This window comes from Streptomyces sp. NPDC020192 (genome assembly GCF_044388685.1).
Classification (GTDB): Bacteria; Actinomycetota; Actinomycetes; order Streptomycetales; family Streptomycetaceae; genus Streptomyces.
In genome coordinates, this window is the sequence record NZ_JBIRXG010000004.1 from 432,309 (window position 1) to 447,347 (window position 15,039).

The following is a 15,039-nucleotide window of genomic DNA, read 5'->3' on the forward strand; positions in this document are numbered from 1 at the left end:
CTGGTCTCCTCCAACTGTCTGACGTGCCGTCAGCGGACCGTCCACCAGGGGATGTCCGTGGCCGACGACCGTCCCGTACCACTCGACGAGTACCCCGTGCACCAGGTGCCGCTGTCCATGAAGCACGTGGCCACCGGCGACCGCAACGCCTACGACCGCTGCATCGTCCACGTCTTCGACCACGCCGGCCGCGCCCTGCTCATCCTCGGCCTCGGCGTCTACCCCAACCTCGGCGTGATCGACGCCTACGCCACCCTCCGCACCGGCGACACCCTGCACGCCGTCCAGGACGGCCGCCGCTTCGTCCAGGCGGGCACGGCCGAGGGTGTGATCCGGGCCGGGGGAGAGGAGTTCCGGGTCACCCCGCAGGAGTGGACCGGCACCCGGGACCGCAGCTGGGGCGTGCGGCCGATCCCGGGCGAGGACGGCGGGCCGCTCGCCGAGGGCCACCCCACCGAGGGCTTCCACTGGATCTGGTGCCCGGTCCGCTTCGAGGACCGCTTCCTCATGGTCATCACCCAGGAGGACGCCGACGGCTACCGCACCCTGAACGACGCCACCCTGGTCCGCGCCGGCCACCGCGACCGCCAACTGGGTTGGCCCCGGGCCGAGATCACCTACCGCTCCGGCACCCTCCCCCACGTTCGAATCGAGCTCGCGCGGGGGCACCCCCATCCCCCAGCGCGCCCTCATCCACCGGGGTGACGCACGGGGCCGCTCGAGATGGAGGCGGAGATCCTGGTCTCCTCGCCGCTCGCGGTCGGCGCCGGCTACCCGCCTTCCCCCACTCTCGGCTTCGCTCGAGCGGGAGGTGCCCCCACCGACTGGCAGCACGGCACCTGGCAGGGCCGGGCCTGGGTGGACCGTCGTACCTACGACATGTCCGCACCGCATCCCCGCGCGGCCTTCGGCGTCACCGACCACTCCGCCCGCTTCCGGCTCGACGGACGGACCGGTCACGGCATCTTCGAGCACGGCTCGTTCGGCAGGCACGATCCGAGCGGCTTCACCGGCTTCGGCTCGGTCGCACCCTGAGGGAGGAGCCCGGTATGCGCCCCCGCACCAGCACCCGCGACCCCGAGGAACTGGCCCACCGCCTCACGGCCTGGCTCGGCACCCGGCTGCCCGGCGCCAAGGCCACCGGCGTCACCGTCCCCGCCTCCAACGGCATGTCCAGCGAGACCCTGCTGTTCGACATCGAGCATCCCGAACCGCCTTTGGCTTCCCGCGCGTTGAGGCTGGCGGCCGACCCGTCGGCATACACGGTCTTCCCCGAGTGCGACATGACGCGCCAGTACCGCACCATGCGACTCGTGGCCGAGCGCACCGACGTGCCCGTACCCCGGATGCTGTGACTGGAGGAGGACCCCGGGCCGCTCGGGGCGCCGTTCTTCGTCATGGAACGGGTCGCGGGCCGCGTGCCCCGGACGTCATGCCGTACACGTACGAGGGCAGTTGGCTGCACGCGGCGAGCGAGGCGCAGCGCGGGCATCTGGAAGCGGCCACGATCGCACTGCTGGCCCGGCTGCACGACCAAGTCCCCGTCGGCGAAGCGGATTTCCTGTCCCTGCCCGGCGACGGGGACGCCCTGCGCCGACACGTCACCGCCCAACGGGCGTACTACGACCGGGTGGTGGACGGACTCGCCCGCTCACCACTCATCGAGGCAGCCTTCGACCGGCTGGAGCGGCTGTGGCCGAGGGGTCCCGGCGAACCCGTCCTCACCTGGGGCGACGCGCGCATCGGGAACGTGGTCTACGACGGGTTCGACCCCGTCGCCGTCCTGGACCGGGAGATGGCGGCGCTCGCCCCGCGCGAGGTCGACCTCGGCTGGACGGTCTATCTGCACCGCTTCTTCCACGACCTCACGGTCGCCTCGGGCCAGCGCGGGCTGCCCGGACTCCTGTGCCGCGACCGGGTCGAGGCCCGCTACGGCGGCCTGACCGGGCACACCCCGCGGGACATGGACTTCTACGTCCTCTACGCCGCCCTGCGGCACGCGATCGTCATGCTGCGCATCGCCTACCGTCAGGCGTACTTCGGCGAGGTCGCCGTCCCGGCGGACCCGGACGCACTGATCCTGCACCACGACAGTCTGCGCGCCATGGTGCAGGGCACGTACGGGATGCGGTGAGGCGGCTCAGGCGGCCTGGCGGCGCATCGCCGTCACGCGCATCGGGCGCGAGCCCGGGCCGCCGACGTGCGAGAAGGGCTGCGTCCGCCAGTTCAGACCCTGGGGGAGCGTCAGCAGCAGGGCGGTGTCCTGCTCCTGCGGTGCGAAGGACTCGTCGGCGGGGCGGGCCTCGGCCGCCGCACGGCCCGTACCGGCACAGACCGTGAGCCCGAACGGGTTCCACGGCGAGGCGCACTGCGCGTGCTCCGGCAGGATCTCCTCGTCCGCCAGCAGCGCGATCGGCTGCGCGCAGTCCGGGCAGATCACCCGGAACATCTCGAACGTGTCGTAGGCATCCGCTTCCTCGTCGAAGGCGTCGGATTCGACGCCCTCCGGCTCGGGCTCGACGACCGGCTGGTGCCGCTTGGACGTGACACGACCAGGGCGATGGACACTCTGCATGGGATTCTCCCCCTAAGGCTGGGCCGTGAAGGCACTGCGGCCTCGACCACAGCAAGCACTTCCCGTCCGGTCTCGGCGGTAATCACGAGAACATCACGGAGCCCGTTCGAGGCGTGTGGCGTTCGTCACATGCCGCGTGCAGGTGCGCACTGTGGGCGCTTCGCGCCGTTTTTTGTATCGAACCGGCTATGACCTGCGCTCTCGGCTATCCCAGGCGATCAGGCGCACTGTAGGTTTTGGCGCCATGGAGGAGCTGGACCGACAGATCGTGCAGCTGCTCGTCAAGGACGGGCGGATGAGCTACACAGACCTGGGCAAGGCCACGGGCCTGTCCACGTCGGCCGTGCACCAGCGGGTGCGGCGGCTGGAGCAGCGTGGCGTCATCCGCGGCTATGCCGCGGTGGTCGACCCCGAGGCCGTCGGGCTGCCGCTCACCGCCTTCATCTCGGTGAAACCGTTCGACCCCAGCGCCCCCGACGACATCGCGGACCGCCTCGCCGGCGTCCCCGAGATCGAGGCCTGCCACAGCGTCGCCGGCGACGAGAACTACATCCTCAAGGTCCGCGTGGCCACCCCCCATGAACTGGAGGAACTCCTGGCCAGGCTGCGCAGCCTGGCGGGGGTGTCGACACGGACGACGGTGGTGCTGTCGACGCCTTACGAGGCGAGACCGCCGAAGATCTGAACCGGCGGGCACCGTTTTCGGCACGCCCCAGGTGCGGCTGCACGGCGGTGACAGGAGAAACTGTCGGCTATGACAGAGCGCATCGCCGAGCCCCCCAAGACCACTCTCCTGCGCCGCGGCGAGGTGCACAGCCCCGCTGACCCCTTCGCGACGGCGATGGTTGTGGAGGCCGGCCACGTCGCCTGGGTCGGCTCCGAGGGCGCGGCCGACGCCTTCGCCGACGGCGTGGACGAGGTGATCGACCTCGACGGCGCTCTTGTCACCCCGGCCTTCACCGACGCCCATGTGCACACCACCGCCACCGGCCTCGCCCTGACCGGCCTCGACCTCTCCACGGCTCCCTCGCTGGACGCGGCGCTCGCCCTGGTCCGCGAGTTCGCCGCCGGCCGCCCGGACGACCGCGTCCTGCTGGGCCACGGCTGGGACGCCGCCCGCTGGCCCGGCGGCCGTCCGCCGACCCGCGCCGAACTCGACGAGGCCACCGGCGGCCGCCCGCTGTACCTCTCCCGGATCGACGTCCACTCGGCGGTCGTCACCACCGCGCTGCTCGATCTGGTCCCCGGTGACATCCCGCGCACGGACGCCCCGCTCACCAAGGACGACCACCACGCCGTACGCCAGGCCGCGCTCGCCGCGATCAACCCGGCCCAGCGCGCCGAGGCCCAGCGCACCGCCCTGGCCCACGCGGCCTCCCTCGGCATCGGATCGGTGCACGAGTGCGGTGGCCCGCAGATCTCCTCCGAGGACGACTTCACCGGCCTGCTGGCGCTCGCCGCCGAGGTGCCGGGCCCGCGGGTCGTCGGCTACTGGGCCGAGCGGGCCGATGAAGGCGTGGCGAAGGCGCGGGAACTGGGCGCCGTGGGGGCGGCCGGCGACCTCTTCGCCGACGGCGCCCTCGGCTCGCACACCGCCTGTCTGCACGAGCCGTACGCCGACGCCGCCCACACCGGCACCGCCTACCTGGACGCCGAGGCCGTCGCCGCCCATGTCGTCGCCTGCACCGAAGCGGGCCTCCAGGCGGGCTTCCACGCCATCGGCGACGCCGCCGTGACCGCCGTCGTGGAGGGTGTGCGGGCCGCCGCCGAGAAGCTCGGCCTCGCCCGGATCCGCGCCGCCCGCCACCGCGTCGAACACGCCGAGATGCTCACCCCGGAGACCGTCGCCGGCTTCGCCGAACTGGGGCTGATCGCCTCTGTGCAGCCCGCCTTCGACGGGCTGTGGGGCGGCGAGGACGGCATGTACGCCCGGCGGCTGGGCGCCGAGCGGGCCCGCACCCTGAACCCCTTCGCGGCCCTGCTGCGGGCCGGCGTGCCGCTCGCCTTCGGCTCCGACAGCCCGGTCACCCCGCTCGACCCGTGGGGCACCGTGCGCGCCGCCGCGTTCCACCACGCGCCCGAGCACCGGGTCTCCGTGCGCGCCGCGTTCACGGCACACACGCGGGGCGGCTGGCGGGCCGTGGGCCGGGACGACGCGGGGATCCTGGTGCCCGGCGCCCCCGCCGACTACGCCGTCTGGCGCACCGACGAGCTGATCGTCCAGGCCCCCGACGACCGGGTGGCCCGCTGGTCGACCGACCCGCGCTCCGGCACCCCTGGCCTGCCCGACCTCACCCCGGGCCGTGACCTGCCGGTCTGCCTGCGCACGGTGGTGGGCGGACGGACGGTGTTCGTACGGCCGGGCGAGTGATCTACGGGGGCGGCGCGGCGCCGGACGGTCGCCGCCGCCGCGCCGCCCGACCTGCGCATCCTCCCCGCCGGCCTCGGCATCGGCACCGTCGCAGCAGGTCAGAGGGCTGTTGACAGTCGGCGCCCGAGGGCCGGTAGGTTCGTCCGAGTCCACCACCGGACGCCCGACCGGGGAGCGTTCACGCGACTCGTCGCAGCGCCGCTGGGTCAGGGACGGTGTGCCGCACCGGGGCACCGTCACTGGGAGCCAGGCTCAGCGCCCGCGCCGACGACGGAACGTTCCGGCCAGTCGGCAGGGTGTGACCCGGATGGGGCCCGGGCGCTCAGTAGACAACGGCTTTCGGTCGATCCGCAGCCAGCGGGTCCCAGGTCGGCCCGAAGGGCGCCGGGCCCCCATCCGCAGGGCGTCGGACCCCGTCCGCGGCGGCGGAAAGGCACTGGATGCGCGCGACGAAGGTGCCGTAAAACGCGTTCTTACCCCACTCTTGTGGAATGGACACCCCTCTAAGACCGATGCGGGTACGACCCGCTCCACCGCGCCCACTAAGGTGGACCCCTGCGTACGATCAGAAGGGGCAGCAGTGAACGACGGCGACGGGACCCTCGAGGCCAAGGCCCAGGGCAGGCAGTACGGTCCGCTCGGCACGGCCTTGGTGATCATTCCGACCTACAACGAGGCGGAGAACATCAAGACCATCGTCGGCCGGGTGCGCAAGGCCGTCCCCGAGGCGCACGTGCTCATCGCGGACGACAACAGCCCCGACGGGACGGGCAAGCTCGCCGACGAGCTGGCCGCCGAAGACGCCAACGTCCAGGTGATGCACCGCAAGGGCAAGGAAGGCCTCGGCGCCGCGTACCTCGCGGGCTTCCGCTGGGGTCTGGAGCGCGACTACGGCGTGCTGGTCGAGATGGACGCCGACGGCTCCCACCAGCCCGAGGAGCTGCCCCGCCTGCTCACCGCCCTCAAGACCGCCGACCTGGTGCTCGGCTCCCGCTGGGTGCCCGGCGGCCGGGTGGTGAACTGGCCCAAGTCCCGCGAGTTCATCTCCCGCGGCGGCAGCTTCTACTCCCGCTTCGCGCTCGACCTGCCGCTGCGCGACATCACCGGCGGCTACCGCGCCTTCCGCAGCGAGACGCTCGAGGGCCTGGGCCTGGACGAGGTCGCCTCGCAGGGCTACTGCTTCCAGGTCGACCTGGCCCGCCGCGCGGTCAAGGCGGGCTTCAACGTGGTCGAGGTCCCGATCACGTTCGTGGAGCGTGAGCTCGGCGACTCCAAGATGAGCAAGGACATCCTCGTCGAGGCCCTGTGGCGGGTCACCGCCTGGGGCGCCAGCGACCGTGTCGCGAAGCTCAAGGGCAAGGGCAAGGCCAAGCGGGCCTAGCGCTCGGCGCACGGTCGAGGCCGATCGGCCCCTTATCCCGCACTGAGGGGCTGCCAGGCACACTGGGAGCATGACGACTGGCGCTCCCACCTCTCCGTACACCACCCAGCCCCGGCGCCCCCGGCTGCGCAGGTATCTGCCGCTGGGAGTGGCCGCGTGGCTGGTGCTGGAGATCTGGCTCCTGGCCCTGGTCGCGGGCGCGGCCGGCGGTCTCACCGTGTTCCTACTGCTCGTCGCGGGTTTCGCGGCCGGCTCCGTGGTCATCAAGCGGGCCGGCCGCCGTGCGTTCCAGAGCCTCAACGAGGCCTTGCAGCAGGGCGGTTCCCCGGCGCGGGGCGGCGGCAACGGCCTGATGATGCTCGGTGGCCTGCTGCTGATGATCCCCGGCCTGGTCTCCGACGCGGCGGGCCTGCTGCTGCTCCTGCCGCCGGTCCAGAAGGCCGTGAGCCGCTTCGCGGAGAACGCCCTGGACAAGCGGCTGCGCACGGCGGCCCCGGGCAGCCTGGGCGACGCCTTCCAGCAGGTCCGCATCCGCCGCCCCGACGGCAAGGTCGTACAGGGCGAGGTCATCCGCGAGGACCGGCCGGAGCCGGGGGAGCAGTACCCGCCGCTGACGCGCTGAGTGCCTGGTGCGCATACGAAAACCGCGGGCGCCGTACGTGAAACCTCACGTACGGCGCCCGCGGTGTACTCGTCTGCAGCGCTATGCGGACTTACGGCTGTCCCGGGGGTGAACCGCGATGTTCATCGCCCCCGAGCGCAGAACCGCCAGGCGCTCCTCGAGGACCTCTTCGAGCTCCTCACGGGTGCGCCGCTCCATCAGCATGTCCCAGTGGGTACGCGCGGGCTTGGCCTTCTTCTCTTCAGGGCCGTCGCCGTCAACGAGGAGTGCCTGGGCACCGCAGACCTTGCACTCCCACTCCGGCGGGATCTCCGCCTCGACCGAGAAGGGCATCTCGAAACGGTGCCCCTTCTCACATGCGTACTCCACGGCCTGGCGCGGGGCCAGGTCGATACCGCGGTCCGTCTCGTAGCTGGTCACCACGAGGCGCGTACCGCGAAGAGCTCGCTCACTCATGAATCGTGCCTCCCGGGCTTGTCGCCCACAGGACAGGTGTCGCTGTCGTCGTCATCCGGTCAACGTCCGGTCGGCGGTAAAGATTCCCGTTCCGAGTCCCGTTCCGGGTCATGCGTCGCCGTCGTAGCCGCCCCTTGTTGTACCCACCGGCGCCCGGTTTGTCACATCTGCTAGCAGATGTCACCCAGCGTTTTGGCTTCTTTGACGCGCAGTAACGGTACGCCTGGCAGGCCAAACGCGTACACTACCGCCCTTTCCCCTTGAACGCTAAATCGATACCGGATCTCCGGGACTAGATCTTCTCGGGGACCGGGTTGCCGGCCTCCGCGACCGCCCGCCGCACCGGGACCCGGGCGAGCAGGGCGAAGCCGATGATGAAGAAGGCCACCAGCGAGATGATCGCGGAGCGGTAGCTTCCGGTGAGCTGGTAGGTCACGCCGAACAGCAGCGGCCCGAGCCAGCTCATCCCGCGGTCGCTCATCTCGTACGCCGAGAAGTACTCGGCCTCCTTGCCGGGCGGCACGAGGTGGGAGAACAGCGACCGGGACAACGCCTGGCTGCCGCCGAGGACCAGGCCGATCCCGGAGGCCAGCACGAAGAACCACACCGGCGCCTTCGCGGGCAGGAAGTAGCCGGCCGCCAGGGTGAGTGTCCAGGCCACCAGCGAGCCCAGGATCGTCCGCTGCGCGCCGTACGTCCGCGCCAGCCGCCCCATCGCCAGGGCCCCGGCCACGGCCAGCACCTGCACCAGCAGCACGGCCGCGATGAGCGTCGACTGCCCGAGTCCGAGTTCCTGGGAGCCGTAGACCGACGCCTGGGAGATCACCGTCTGGATGCCGTCGTTGTAGATCAGGTACGCCAGCAGGAACGCCAGTGTCAGCGGATGCCGGCGCATGTCCCTGACCGTCGTCCTGAGCTGCCGCAGCCCGGGTGCGGTGGCGCGCTCCACGCGTGCGTGCCGGTCGCGCAGCCTGCGCAGCGGTACGAGCGTGAACGCCCCCCACCACAGGCCCGCCGCGGCCAGACAGATGCGGACCGCCGCCGTCTCGGTCAGGCCGAAGGAGTCGTGCGCCGAGTACAGCACCAGGTCGGCGACGAGGACGGTGGAGCCCGCCGCGTAGCCGAAGGCCCAGCCCCTCGAGGAGATCGCGTCGCGCTCCTCGGGCGGGGCGATCTGCGGCAGGTAGGAGTTGTAGAGCATCATCCCGACGGACTGCGCCGCGTTGGCCACGACGAGGAGCACCCCGCCGAGCAGGTACCGGTCACCGTCGAGGAAGAACATGCCCGTGGTCGCCGCCGCCCCGGTGTACGCCGCCGCCGCGAGCAGCGGCTTCTTACGGCCCGTACGGTCGGCCGCGCTGCCCACGAGCGGCATCAGCACGACGGCGAGGATGACGGAGAGCGAGACCGAGTAGGCGAAGAACGAGCCCGCGCGGACCGGGACGCCCAGTGGATGGACATAGCCGTCGGCGTCCGCGGCCCGGTCGGCGACCGCCGTGAGGTAGGGCCCCAGGAAGACCGTGAGAACGCTGGTCGAATAGACCGAGCAGGCCCAGTCGTAGACGTACCAGCCGCGCTGCTCGCGCCTGAGGGCGGCACTCTCGTCCGCCGTCTCCGTGCGCACGGTGTCGGTTTCCACCCGTGCCCTCGCTTCCCCGTGCTCCTGCGAAGGCTCGGGCCGCCGCGGGGTCGGTCAGACCCAGACGCCGCGGTCCTCCATGACCTTGCGCAACGTGTCGATGTGATCGGTCATGATGCCATCGACACCCAGGTCCAGGAGACGGTGCATGCGCTGCGGTTCGTTGATCGTCCACACGTGCACCTGCAGCCCGCGCGCGTGGGCGGCGCGGACGAAGCGCTGGTCGACCACCGGGACCCCCGACTGGGCCTCGGGCACCTGGGCGGCGACGGCGGAGCGGCGCACCGAGGCCGGCAGGCCCCAGGAGCGCAGCCGCAGGCTGAGCACCCCGCGCGTGCCGAACGAGGTCGCGAGGCGAGGCCCGGCCAGCCGCTGGGCGCGCAGCACGCGCGCCTCGGAGAAGGAGCCGACGCAGACCCGGTCATAGGCGTCCGTGCGCTCGATCAGGTCCAGCAGGGGCCGCAGGGCGGGCTCGGCCTTGACGTCGACGTTCCAGCGGACCTCGGGGAAGGTCTCCAGCAGCTCCTCGAACAGCGGCACCGGTTCGCGGCCGCCCACGCGCGCGTGCCGTACGTCCTCCCACGGCAGCTCCGCGATCCGGCCCGCGCCGTCGGTGACCCGGTCCAGGGTCGAGTCGTGGAAGGCGACGAGCCGGCCGTCCGCCGTGGCGTGCACATCGGTCTCGATGTACCGGTAGCCCATCTCCACCGCGCGCCGGAACTGCGCCACGGTGTTCTCGATGCCGTCGGCGGCCCCGCCCCGGTGGGCGAAGGCTATGGGGCCCGGGTGATCGAGGTACGGGTGGCGCCGCGAGGGTGTTGTGAGGGTCACGGTCGCAGTATCACCCCTTCCGGTGTCGCTTCGGCAACGACCGTGCTTCGGGTCGATGCCGCCGGGACGGCGAACACCCGCAGGAAGAGCTGGGCCAGCGGGCCGATGGACACCGCGTACAGCACGGTTCCGACACCGATGGTGCCGCCCAGGAGGAACCCGGCGACCACCACCGCCACCTCGATGACCGTCCGCATCAGCCGGATCGAGCGGCCGGTGCGCCGGTGCAGCCCCGTCATCAGGCCGTCGCGGGGGCCGGGGCCGAAGCGCGCGGAGATGTACAGGCCGGTCGCCACGCCGTTCAGCGCGATGCCCGCGAGCAGCAGCGGGACGCCCACGGCGAGCGAGTGCGCGTCCGGGACCAGCGCGAGCGTGCCGTCCATGGCGAGGCCGACGGCGAAGACGTTGGAGACCGTGCCGAGCCCCGGGCGCTGGCGCAGCGGGATCCACAGCAGCAGCACCGCCGCGCCCACGATGATCGACACCACCCCGATGGACAGCCCGGTCAGCTTGGCGAGCCCCTGGTGCAGCACGCCCCAGGGCTCCAGGCCGAGGCCCGCCCGCACGAGCAGCGCGGCGCTCGTGCCGTAGAGCGTGAGCCCCACGTACAGCTGGAGCAGCCGTCGTCCGAGACGGTCCGGAGCGGAAGGGGCCGCAGTGGACATGAAATACCCCCCTGGGTGGTGGCAGTGGCCTGACGCATGTCACTCTGTGGCTTGGGACGAAGAGCCATCCATGGCCAATTCGGGGAAGGTGGACTGATCTTCATGGCGCAGTGGACCTCTGCGATGGGTGCCGCGCAGCTCGCCCGGCTGCTCAACTCACAGCAGGACCGCCCGGCCGGCCCCGGCACCCGCCGACCGCCGGCCTACCGTGCCCTGGCCGACGGCGTCCGGCTGCTGGTGCTCGAAGGGCGCGTGCCGGTCGCCGCCCGCCTGCCCGCCGAACGCGAACTCGCCCTTGCCCTGTCGGTGAGCCGTACCACCGTCGCGGCCGCGTACGAGGCGCTGCGCAGCGAGGGCTTCCTGGAGTCCCGGCGCGGCGCCGGCAGCTGGACCGCCGTACCGGCCGGGAACCCGATTCCGGCCCGCGGCCTCGAACCCCTGCCCCCGGAGGCGCTCGGCTCGGTCATCGACCTCGGCTGTGCCTCGCTCCCGGCCCCCGAGCCCTGGCTCACCCGGGCCGTGCAGGGCGCCCTGGAGGAACTGCCGCCGTACGCCCACACGCACGGCGACTACCCGGCCGGGCTGCCCGCCCTGCGCGCGATGATCGCCGAGCGCTACTCCGCGCGCGGGATCCCCACCATGCCCGAGCAGATCATGGTGACGACGGGCGCGATGGGAGCCATAGACGCGATCTGCCACCTCTTCGCGGGCCGCGGCGAGCGCATCGCGGTGGAATCCCCGTCCTACGCCAACATCCTCCAGCTGATGCGCGAGGCCGGCGCCCGGCTGGTCCCCGTCGCCATGGCCGAGGGTCTCACCGGCTGGGACCTGGACCGCTGGCGCCAGGTGCTGCGCGAGGCCGCGCCGCGCATGGCCTACGTCGTCGCCGACTTCCACAACCCCACCGGCGCGCTGGCCGACGAGGACCAGCGGCGCCGGCTGGTGGACGCGGCCCGCTCGGCCGGCACGGTGCTCGTCGCCGACGAGACGATGACCGAGCTGTGGCTGGACGAGGAGATCGGTCGGTCGGGCATGCCGCGCCCGGTGTGCGGTTTCGACCCGGCCGGCTCCACGGTGATCACGGTCGGCTCGGCCAGCAAGGCCTTCTGGGCGGGCATGCGCATCGGGTGGGTGCGCGCGGCGCCGGACGTGATCCGCAGCCTGGTCGCCGCGCGGGCGTACGCCGACCTGGGGACGCCGGTGCTGGAGCAGCTCGCCGTCAACTGGCTGTTCAGCACGGGGGGTTGGCAGCAGGCGGTCGAACTGCGCCGCGCGCAGGCCCGGGAGAACCGGGACGCCCTGGTCGCCGCCCTGCGCCGCGAACTGCCCACCTGGGAGTTCGAGGTGCCGCAGGGCGGCCTGACCCTGTGGGTCCGCGCGGGCGGCCTCTCCGGCTCCCGCCTCGCCGAAGCGGGCGAGCGCACCGGCGTCCGCGTCCCCTCCGGACCTCGCTTCGGCGTCGACGGCGCCTTCGAGGGCTACGTCCGGCTGCCGTTCACCGTGGGGGGAGCGGTGGCGGAGGAGGCGGCGGTACGGCTGGCCGCGGCGGCTCGGCTGGTGGAGTCGGGGGTGACGGGAGCGGGGGAGGCTCCGCGGACGTTCGTGGCGTAGGCCGTGCGCCTACGGGCTCGGGGCGCTGTGGTCCGGTCGTACGACGGTTCCCTACGAGGTCTCCGCCCCCACAGCCTCCGCAGTCACCGGTGCCGTGTCGACACCCGACTTCGTAAGGTCCGTCGGCTCCGGAGGCTGAGCCTCCACCGCCGTGGCCCTGGGCGGCAGCAGGTCCAGCACCGCCGCCCGGTCGGCATCGCTCGTCGCGTCGTCGTACGGGTCCGGCGTGCGCGGCACCTGGAGCCGGTGCACCGGGCCGGAGCCCAGGCGCGCGTATCCGCGCCCGGGCGGCACATGGCCCAGCGGTGTGGTGTGCGGCGGAGCCCCGAGCACGGCCTCCACCTGGCGGGGCGCGGCGGTGCCGAGGACGACACGCGCGCGTGTGTGCTGGCGTACCGCGTCGCTCAGTGTCTCCGCGCCGTCGAACTGCTCGGCCACGACGACGGTCACGTTCGCCCCGCGGCCGTGCCGCAGCGGCACCTGGAGCTGGGCCTGCGGATCCTGGCGGCCTTCCGAGGCGGCCAGGTGCGCGAAGACGGACGGGCGGTCGAGGAGGATCCACAGCGGGCGTCTGGTGTCCGCCGGCGGCGGGTCGCCCGCCTGCCGGGCCAGGTTGATCGCGATGAGCCGGCGCTCGGTCTCCTGCGCGGCCCACTCCAGGCTCGCCAGGGCGCCGGGAAGCGCGCACTCCACGGCCAGGACGCCGTCCCGGCCGGTCAGGCACGCGTACTCGCCGGTGCCGCCGCCGTCGACGATCAGGACGTCGCCGTACCGCAGGGCCTGCAGGGCGAGGGAGCGCAGCAGGGTCGACGTACCGCTGCCGGGCTGCCCCAGGACCAGCAGGTGCGGCTCGGTGGAGCGTACGCCGGTGCGCCAGACGACCGGCGGGACGTCGATCTGTTCCTCTCCGTAGGCGAGGGGCAGCGTGCGCGGGACCTCGCTCGGATCGGTGAAGCCGAGCACGGTCTCGCCCGGCGCGGTGACGAAGTGCTGGGCCGGGATGTCGGCGGGGAGCGGGGGGAGGGTCGTCACGGTGAGCCGGTTGACCTCCTGGTCCCACGCGAAGTGGTACTCGCGGCCCCGTCCGGCCTTCGCGGTGAGCAGCTGCTCGATCCGCGCGCGGGTCTCGGGCTCGCCGTCCGGGAAGTAGGCGGGGTAGCGGATCGCGAGACGGGCGACGCGTCCGTCGTCGTCGAACTCGGTCGCCGTGAAGGCCTTCTCCCACTCCCCGCCGTGCGCGTACAGCGGCGCCGGGTCCTCGGGGCTGGAGAAGTACGGCACCAGGGCCTCGTAGAGGGACTGGAGCCGTTCGATCTGGGACTCGTCCGGCCCCTCGGGGGCCGGCTCGGTGTGGTCGCGGCCGTGCCAGGCCGCCGCCGCCATCACGGAGATGACGGCGAGCAGTGGGCCGTACGGCATCAGTGCCACGACGAGGACCACGGAGGCCACCAGGAACAGCAGTGGCCCACGCTTGTCCTGGGGCGTGTCCGCCCACCTGCGCCGCCCGGCCGAGGCCAGCCGGCGCATCCCGCGCGTGACGGTGATCAGCGGGTGGAGGACGTCGGTGGCGCTGTCGGCCGCCGTCCGGGCCAGCTCCCGGCTCCGGGCGAGCTGCGTCCGGGCGATCTGGGCGCTGTCTTTGCTCAGAACGCGGGGGAGAGGGCGCCGGGTCACTGCTGTCTCCTCACGGTGCGTGCGGGCGGGACGGGCTGGGTCAGAACTTGATGCCGCCGAGGAGGCTCGCCAGGCTCTCGCCGCCGGCCTTGATGCTCGGGGCGATGCCCGTGCTGGCGAGGTAGAAGCCGAACAGGGCCGTGACCGTGGCGTGCGAGCCCTTGAGCCCGTCCTTGCGGAAGAACAGGAAGACGATGACGCCGAGAATGATGACGCCGGACATGGACAGGACCATTTGAGGCCTCCTGGTGTCGAGGGGGGACAGTCACCATGAGTTCTTCCAGCATCACGGGATGTATCCATACGATAAAAGGTGCAAATGGGTGAAATCTGGTCGATTTCCCCCGCTTGGCGGATGGGCTCGGCGGGGCTGACCAGGGGCGATGCCTCCGGGCGTGGCTGAACGTGATCTTTACCTCGGGCACATCGGGTCATGTGCCGCGCGAGCCAGTACGCTGGCGATTCACTCGTACGGCCGTGTTCCGCTCACTGCCGTACGCTCCCTGCAGTCCCCGAAGTTTCAGGAGAGGCGGTCCGGCCGATGAGCGAAGCCCCCGACCCCGAGGTCGTGGAGCTGGCGACCAAGATCTTCGATCTGGCCCGGCAGGGGCAGACCGAGGCGCTCGTGGCGTACGTCGACGCGGGTGTTCCGGCCAACCTCACCAACGACCGCGGCGACTCCCTGGTGATGCTCGCCGCCTACCACGGCCACGCCGGCACGGTGCGCGCGCTGCTCACCCGCGGCGCCGCCGCGGACCACGTCAACGACCGAGGCCAGACCCCGCTCGCGGGAGCGGTCTTCAAGGGCGAGACCGACGTCATCAAGGCGCTGCTGGAGGGCGGGGCCGATCCCGCCGCGGGCACGCCCTCGGCCGTCGACACCGCCCGGATGTTCGCCAAGACGGAACTCCTGGAACTGTTCGGCGCACACTGATGCACATGTCCTGACCAGGTACGACAACGAAAACGGGGGAGGCGGTACAGGGCCGCCGGAAATACGGTCGCGGCAGCTCACACCGCGGGTCATCATGACGACGTGATTCACGGACGCGATGGCTGGGCAGGTGTTGCCGCACCGCGCGGGCCGTGATGCGGTCCGCATGGGCCACCGACGAGAGGCAGAGAGAAATGGTCTACAGCAAGCAAGAGACGGCGGGCGCTCCGACGTTGTGTCACGCGGCCAGGTAGTGCGTGTTCCCCGGTTGCGTCGACGC

13 protein-coding genes and 2 pseudogenes are annotated in these 15,039 nt (G+C 72.2%); 8 read left to right on the plus strand and 7 right to left on the minus strand.

The features are described from left to right. The first annotated feature begins 57 nt into the window (after positions 1 to 57). Both ACH47Z_RS11600 and ACH47Z_RS11605 read left to right on the plus strand, forming a co-directional pair. Positions 58 to 1,035 (plus strand): annotated as a pseudogene (locus ACH47Z_RS11600) (hypothetical protein). Between the two features lie 14 nt (positions 1,036 to 1,049). Then, a pseudogene (locus ACH47Z_RS11605) lies at positions 1,050 to 2,134 on the plus strand (phosphotransferase family protein). A gap of 6 nt (positions 2,135 to 2,140) precedes the next feature. On the opposite strand, the gene ACH47Z_RS11610 reads toward ACH47Z_RS11605, so the two are convergent. Continuing rightward, positions 2,141 to 2,575, minus strand: coding sequence for a hypothetical protein (locus ACH47Z_RS11610; protein ID WP_399072994.1), 435 nt, complete (start codon positions 2,573 to 2,575; stop codon positions 2,141 to 2,143). 244 nt (positions 2,576 to 2,819) lie between these two features. On the opposite strand from ACH47Z_RS11610, the gene ACH47Z_RS11615 reads away from it, so the two are divergent. From ACH47Z_RS11615 to fxsA, 4 genes are all read left to right on the plus strand, one after another. Then, positions 2,820 to 3,260 carry an Lrp/AsnC family transcriptional regulator gene (locus ACH47Z_RS11615; protein ID WP_067046457.1) on the plus strand — a complete coding sequence of 147 codons (441 nt, stop codon included), beginning with the start codon at positions 2,820 to 2,822 and terminating at the stop codon, positions 3,258 to 3,260. A 69-nt stretch (positions 3,261 to 3,329) separates the two neighbouring features. Further along, positions 3,330 to 4,946: an amidohydrolase gene (locus tag ACH47Z_RS11620; RefSeq protein ID WP_399072995.1), complete on the plus strand. Its 1,617-nt coding sequence runs from the start codon at positions 3,330 to 3,332 to the stop codon at positions 4,944 to 4,946. A gap of 580 nt (positions 4,947 to 5,526) precedes the next feature. Beyond that, positions 5,527 to 6,327 carry a polyprenol monophosphomannose synthase gene (locus ACH47Z_RS11625; RefSeq protein WP_399072996.1) on the plus strand — a complete coding sequence of 267 codons (801 nt, stop codon included), beginning with the start codon at positions 5,527 to 5,529 and terminating at the stop codon, positions 6,325 to 6,327. Between the two features lie 70 nt (positions 6,328 to 6,397). Further along, positions 6,398 to 6,949, plus strand: a complete 552-nt coding sequence (fxsA, locus tag ACH47Z_RS11630; protein ID WP_399072998.1) for an FxsA family membrane protein — start codon at positions 6,398 to 6,400, stop codon at positions 6,947 to 6,949. Positions 6,950 to 7,030: 81 nt separating this feature from the next. Here the strand turns inward: fxsA and ACH47Z_RS11635 are convergent, their stop codons facing one another. The 4 genes from ACH47Z_RS11635 to ACH47Z_RS11650 all read right to left on the minus strand — a co-directional run bounded on the left by ACH47Z_RS11635 (position 7,031) and on the right by ACH47Z_RS11650 (position 10,540). Further along, positions 7,031 to 7,405, minus strand: a complete 375-nt coding sequence (locus tag ACH47Z_RS11635; protein WP_003977404.1) for an RNA polymerase-binding protein RbpA — start codon at positions 7,403 to 7,405, stop codon at positions 7,031 to 7,033. A gap of 292 nt (positions 7,406 to 7,697) precedes the next feature. Beyond that, positions 7,698 to 9,044 (minus strand): MFS transporter, encoded by a 1,347-nt coding sequence (locus tag ACH47Z_RS11640; RefSeq protein WP_399072999.1) that lies wholly within the window; start codon positions 9,042 to 9,044, stop codon positions 7,698 to 7,700. Between the two features lie 54 nt (positions 9,045 to 9,098). Then, positions 9,099 to 9,875: a glycerophosphodiester phosphodiesterase gene (locus tag ACH47Z_RS11645; RefSeq protein ID WP_399073000.1), complete on the minus strand. Its 777-nt coding sequence runs from the start codon at positions 9,873 to 9,875 to the stop codon at positions 9,099 to 9,101. Next, the gene (locus ACH47Z_RS11650) at positions 9,872 to 10,540 is read right to left on the minus strand and encodes a YitT family protein (protein WP_399073001.1); all 669 of its coding nucleotides are present in this window, start codon (positions 10,538 to 10,540) and stop codon (positions 9,872 to 9,874) included. The genes ACH47Z_RS11645 and ACH47Z_RS11650 overlap by 4 nt, the downstream gene beginning before the upstream one ends. A gap of 102 nt (positions 10,541 to 10,642) precedes the next feature. Here ACH47Z_RS11650 and ACH47Z_RS11655 point away from each other — a divergent pair, with 102 nt between their 5' ends. After that, entirely contained in the window at positions 10,643 to 12,151 is a 1,509-nt protein-coding gene (locus ACH47Z_RS11655; RefSeq protein WP_399073002.1) for a PLP-dependent aminotransferase family protein, read from the plus strand. A 51-nt stretch (positions 12,152 to 12,202) separates the two neighbouring features. Here the strand turns inward: ACH47Z_RS11655 and ACH47Z_RS11660 are convergent, their stop codons facing one another. Further along, positions 12,203 to 13,825, minus strand: a complete 1,623-nt coding sequence (locus ACH47Z_RS11660; RefSeq protein ID WP_399073003.1) for a hypothetical protein — start codon at positions 13,823 to 13,825, stop codon at positions 12,203 to 12,205. 40 nt (positions 13,826 to 13,865) lie between these two features. Then, positions 13,866 to 14,060: a hypothetical protein gene (locus tag ACH47Z_RS11665; RefSeq protein WP_399073004.1), complete on the minus strand. Its 195-nt coding sequence runs from the start codon at positions 14,058 to 14,060 to the stop codon at positions 13,866 to 13,868. Positions 14,061 to 14,366: 306 nt separating this feature from the next. Between ACH47Z_RS11665 and ACH47Z_RS11670 the strand changes: the two genes are divergently transcribed. Further along, the gene (locus ACH47Z_RS11670; protein ID WP_399073005.1) at positions 14,367 to 14,759 is read left to right on the plus strand and encodes an ankyrin repeat domain-containing protein; all 393 of its coding nucleotides are present in this window, start codon (positions 14,367 to 14,369) and stop codon (positions 14,757 to 14,759) included. The last annotated feature ends 280 nt before the right edge of the window (positions 14,760 to 15,039 follow it).

Bases quoted from the DNA above. Each gene is read 5' to 3' on its own strand.
- ACH47Z_RS11655 (WP_399073002.1), top strand. From the start codon at position 10,643: ATGGCGCAGTGGACCTCTGCGATGGGTGCCGCGCAGCTCGCCCGGCTG.
- fxsA (WP_399072998.1), top strand. From the start codon at position 6,398: ATGACGACTGGCGCTCCCACCTCTCCGTACACCACCCAGCCCCGGCGC.
- ACH47Z_RS11635 (WP_003977404.1), bottom strand. From the start codon at position 7,405: ATGAGTGAGCGAGCTCTTCGCGGTACGCGCCTCGTGGTGACCAGCTAC.
- ACH47Z_RS11610 (WP_399072994.1), bottom strand. From the start codon at position 2,575: ATGCAGAGTGTCCATCGCCCTGGTCGTGTCACGTCCAAGCGGCACCAG.
- ACH47Z_RS11615 (WP_067046457.1), top strand. From the start codon at position 2,820: ATGGAGGAGCTGGACCGACAGATCGTGCAGCTGCTCGTCAAGGACGGG.
- ACH47Z_RS11670 (WP_399073005.1), top strand. From the start codon at position 14,367: ATGAGCGAAGCCCCCGACCCCGAGGTCGTGGAGCTGGCGACCAAGATC.
- ACH47Z_RS11620 (WP_399072995.1), top strand. From the start codon at position 3,330: ATGACAGAGCGCATCGCCGAGCCCCCCAAGACCACTCTCCTGCGCCGC.
- ACH47Z_RS11665 (WP_399073004.1), bottom strand. From the start codon at position 14,060: ATGGTCCTGTCCATGTCCGGCGTCATCATTCTCGGCGTCATCGTCTTC.
- ACH47Z_RS11650 (WP_399073001.1), bottom strand. From the start codon at position 10,540: ATGTCCACTGCGGCCCCTTCCGCTCCGGACCGTCTCGGACGACGGCTG.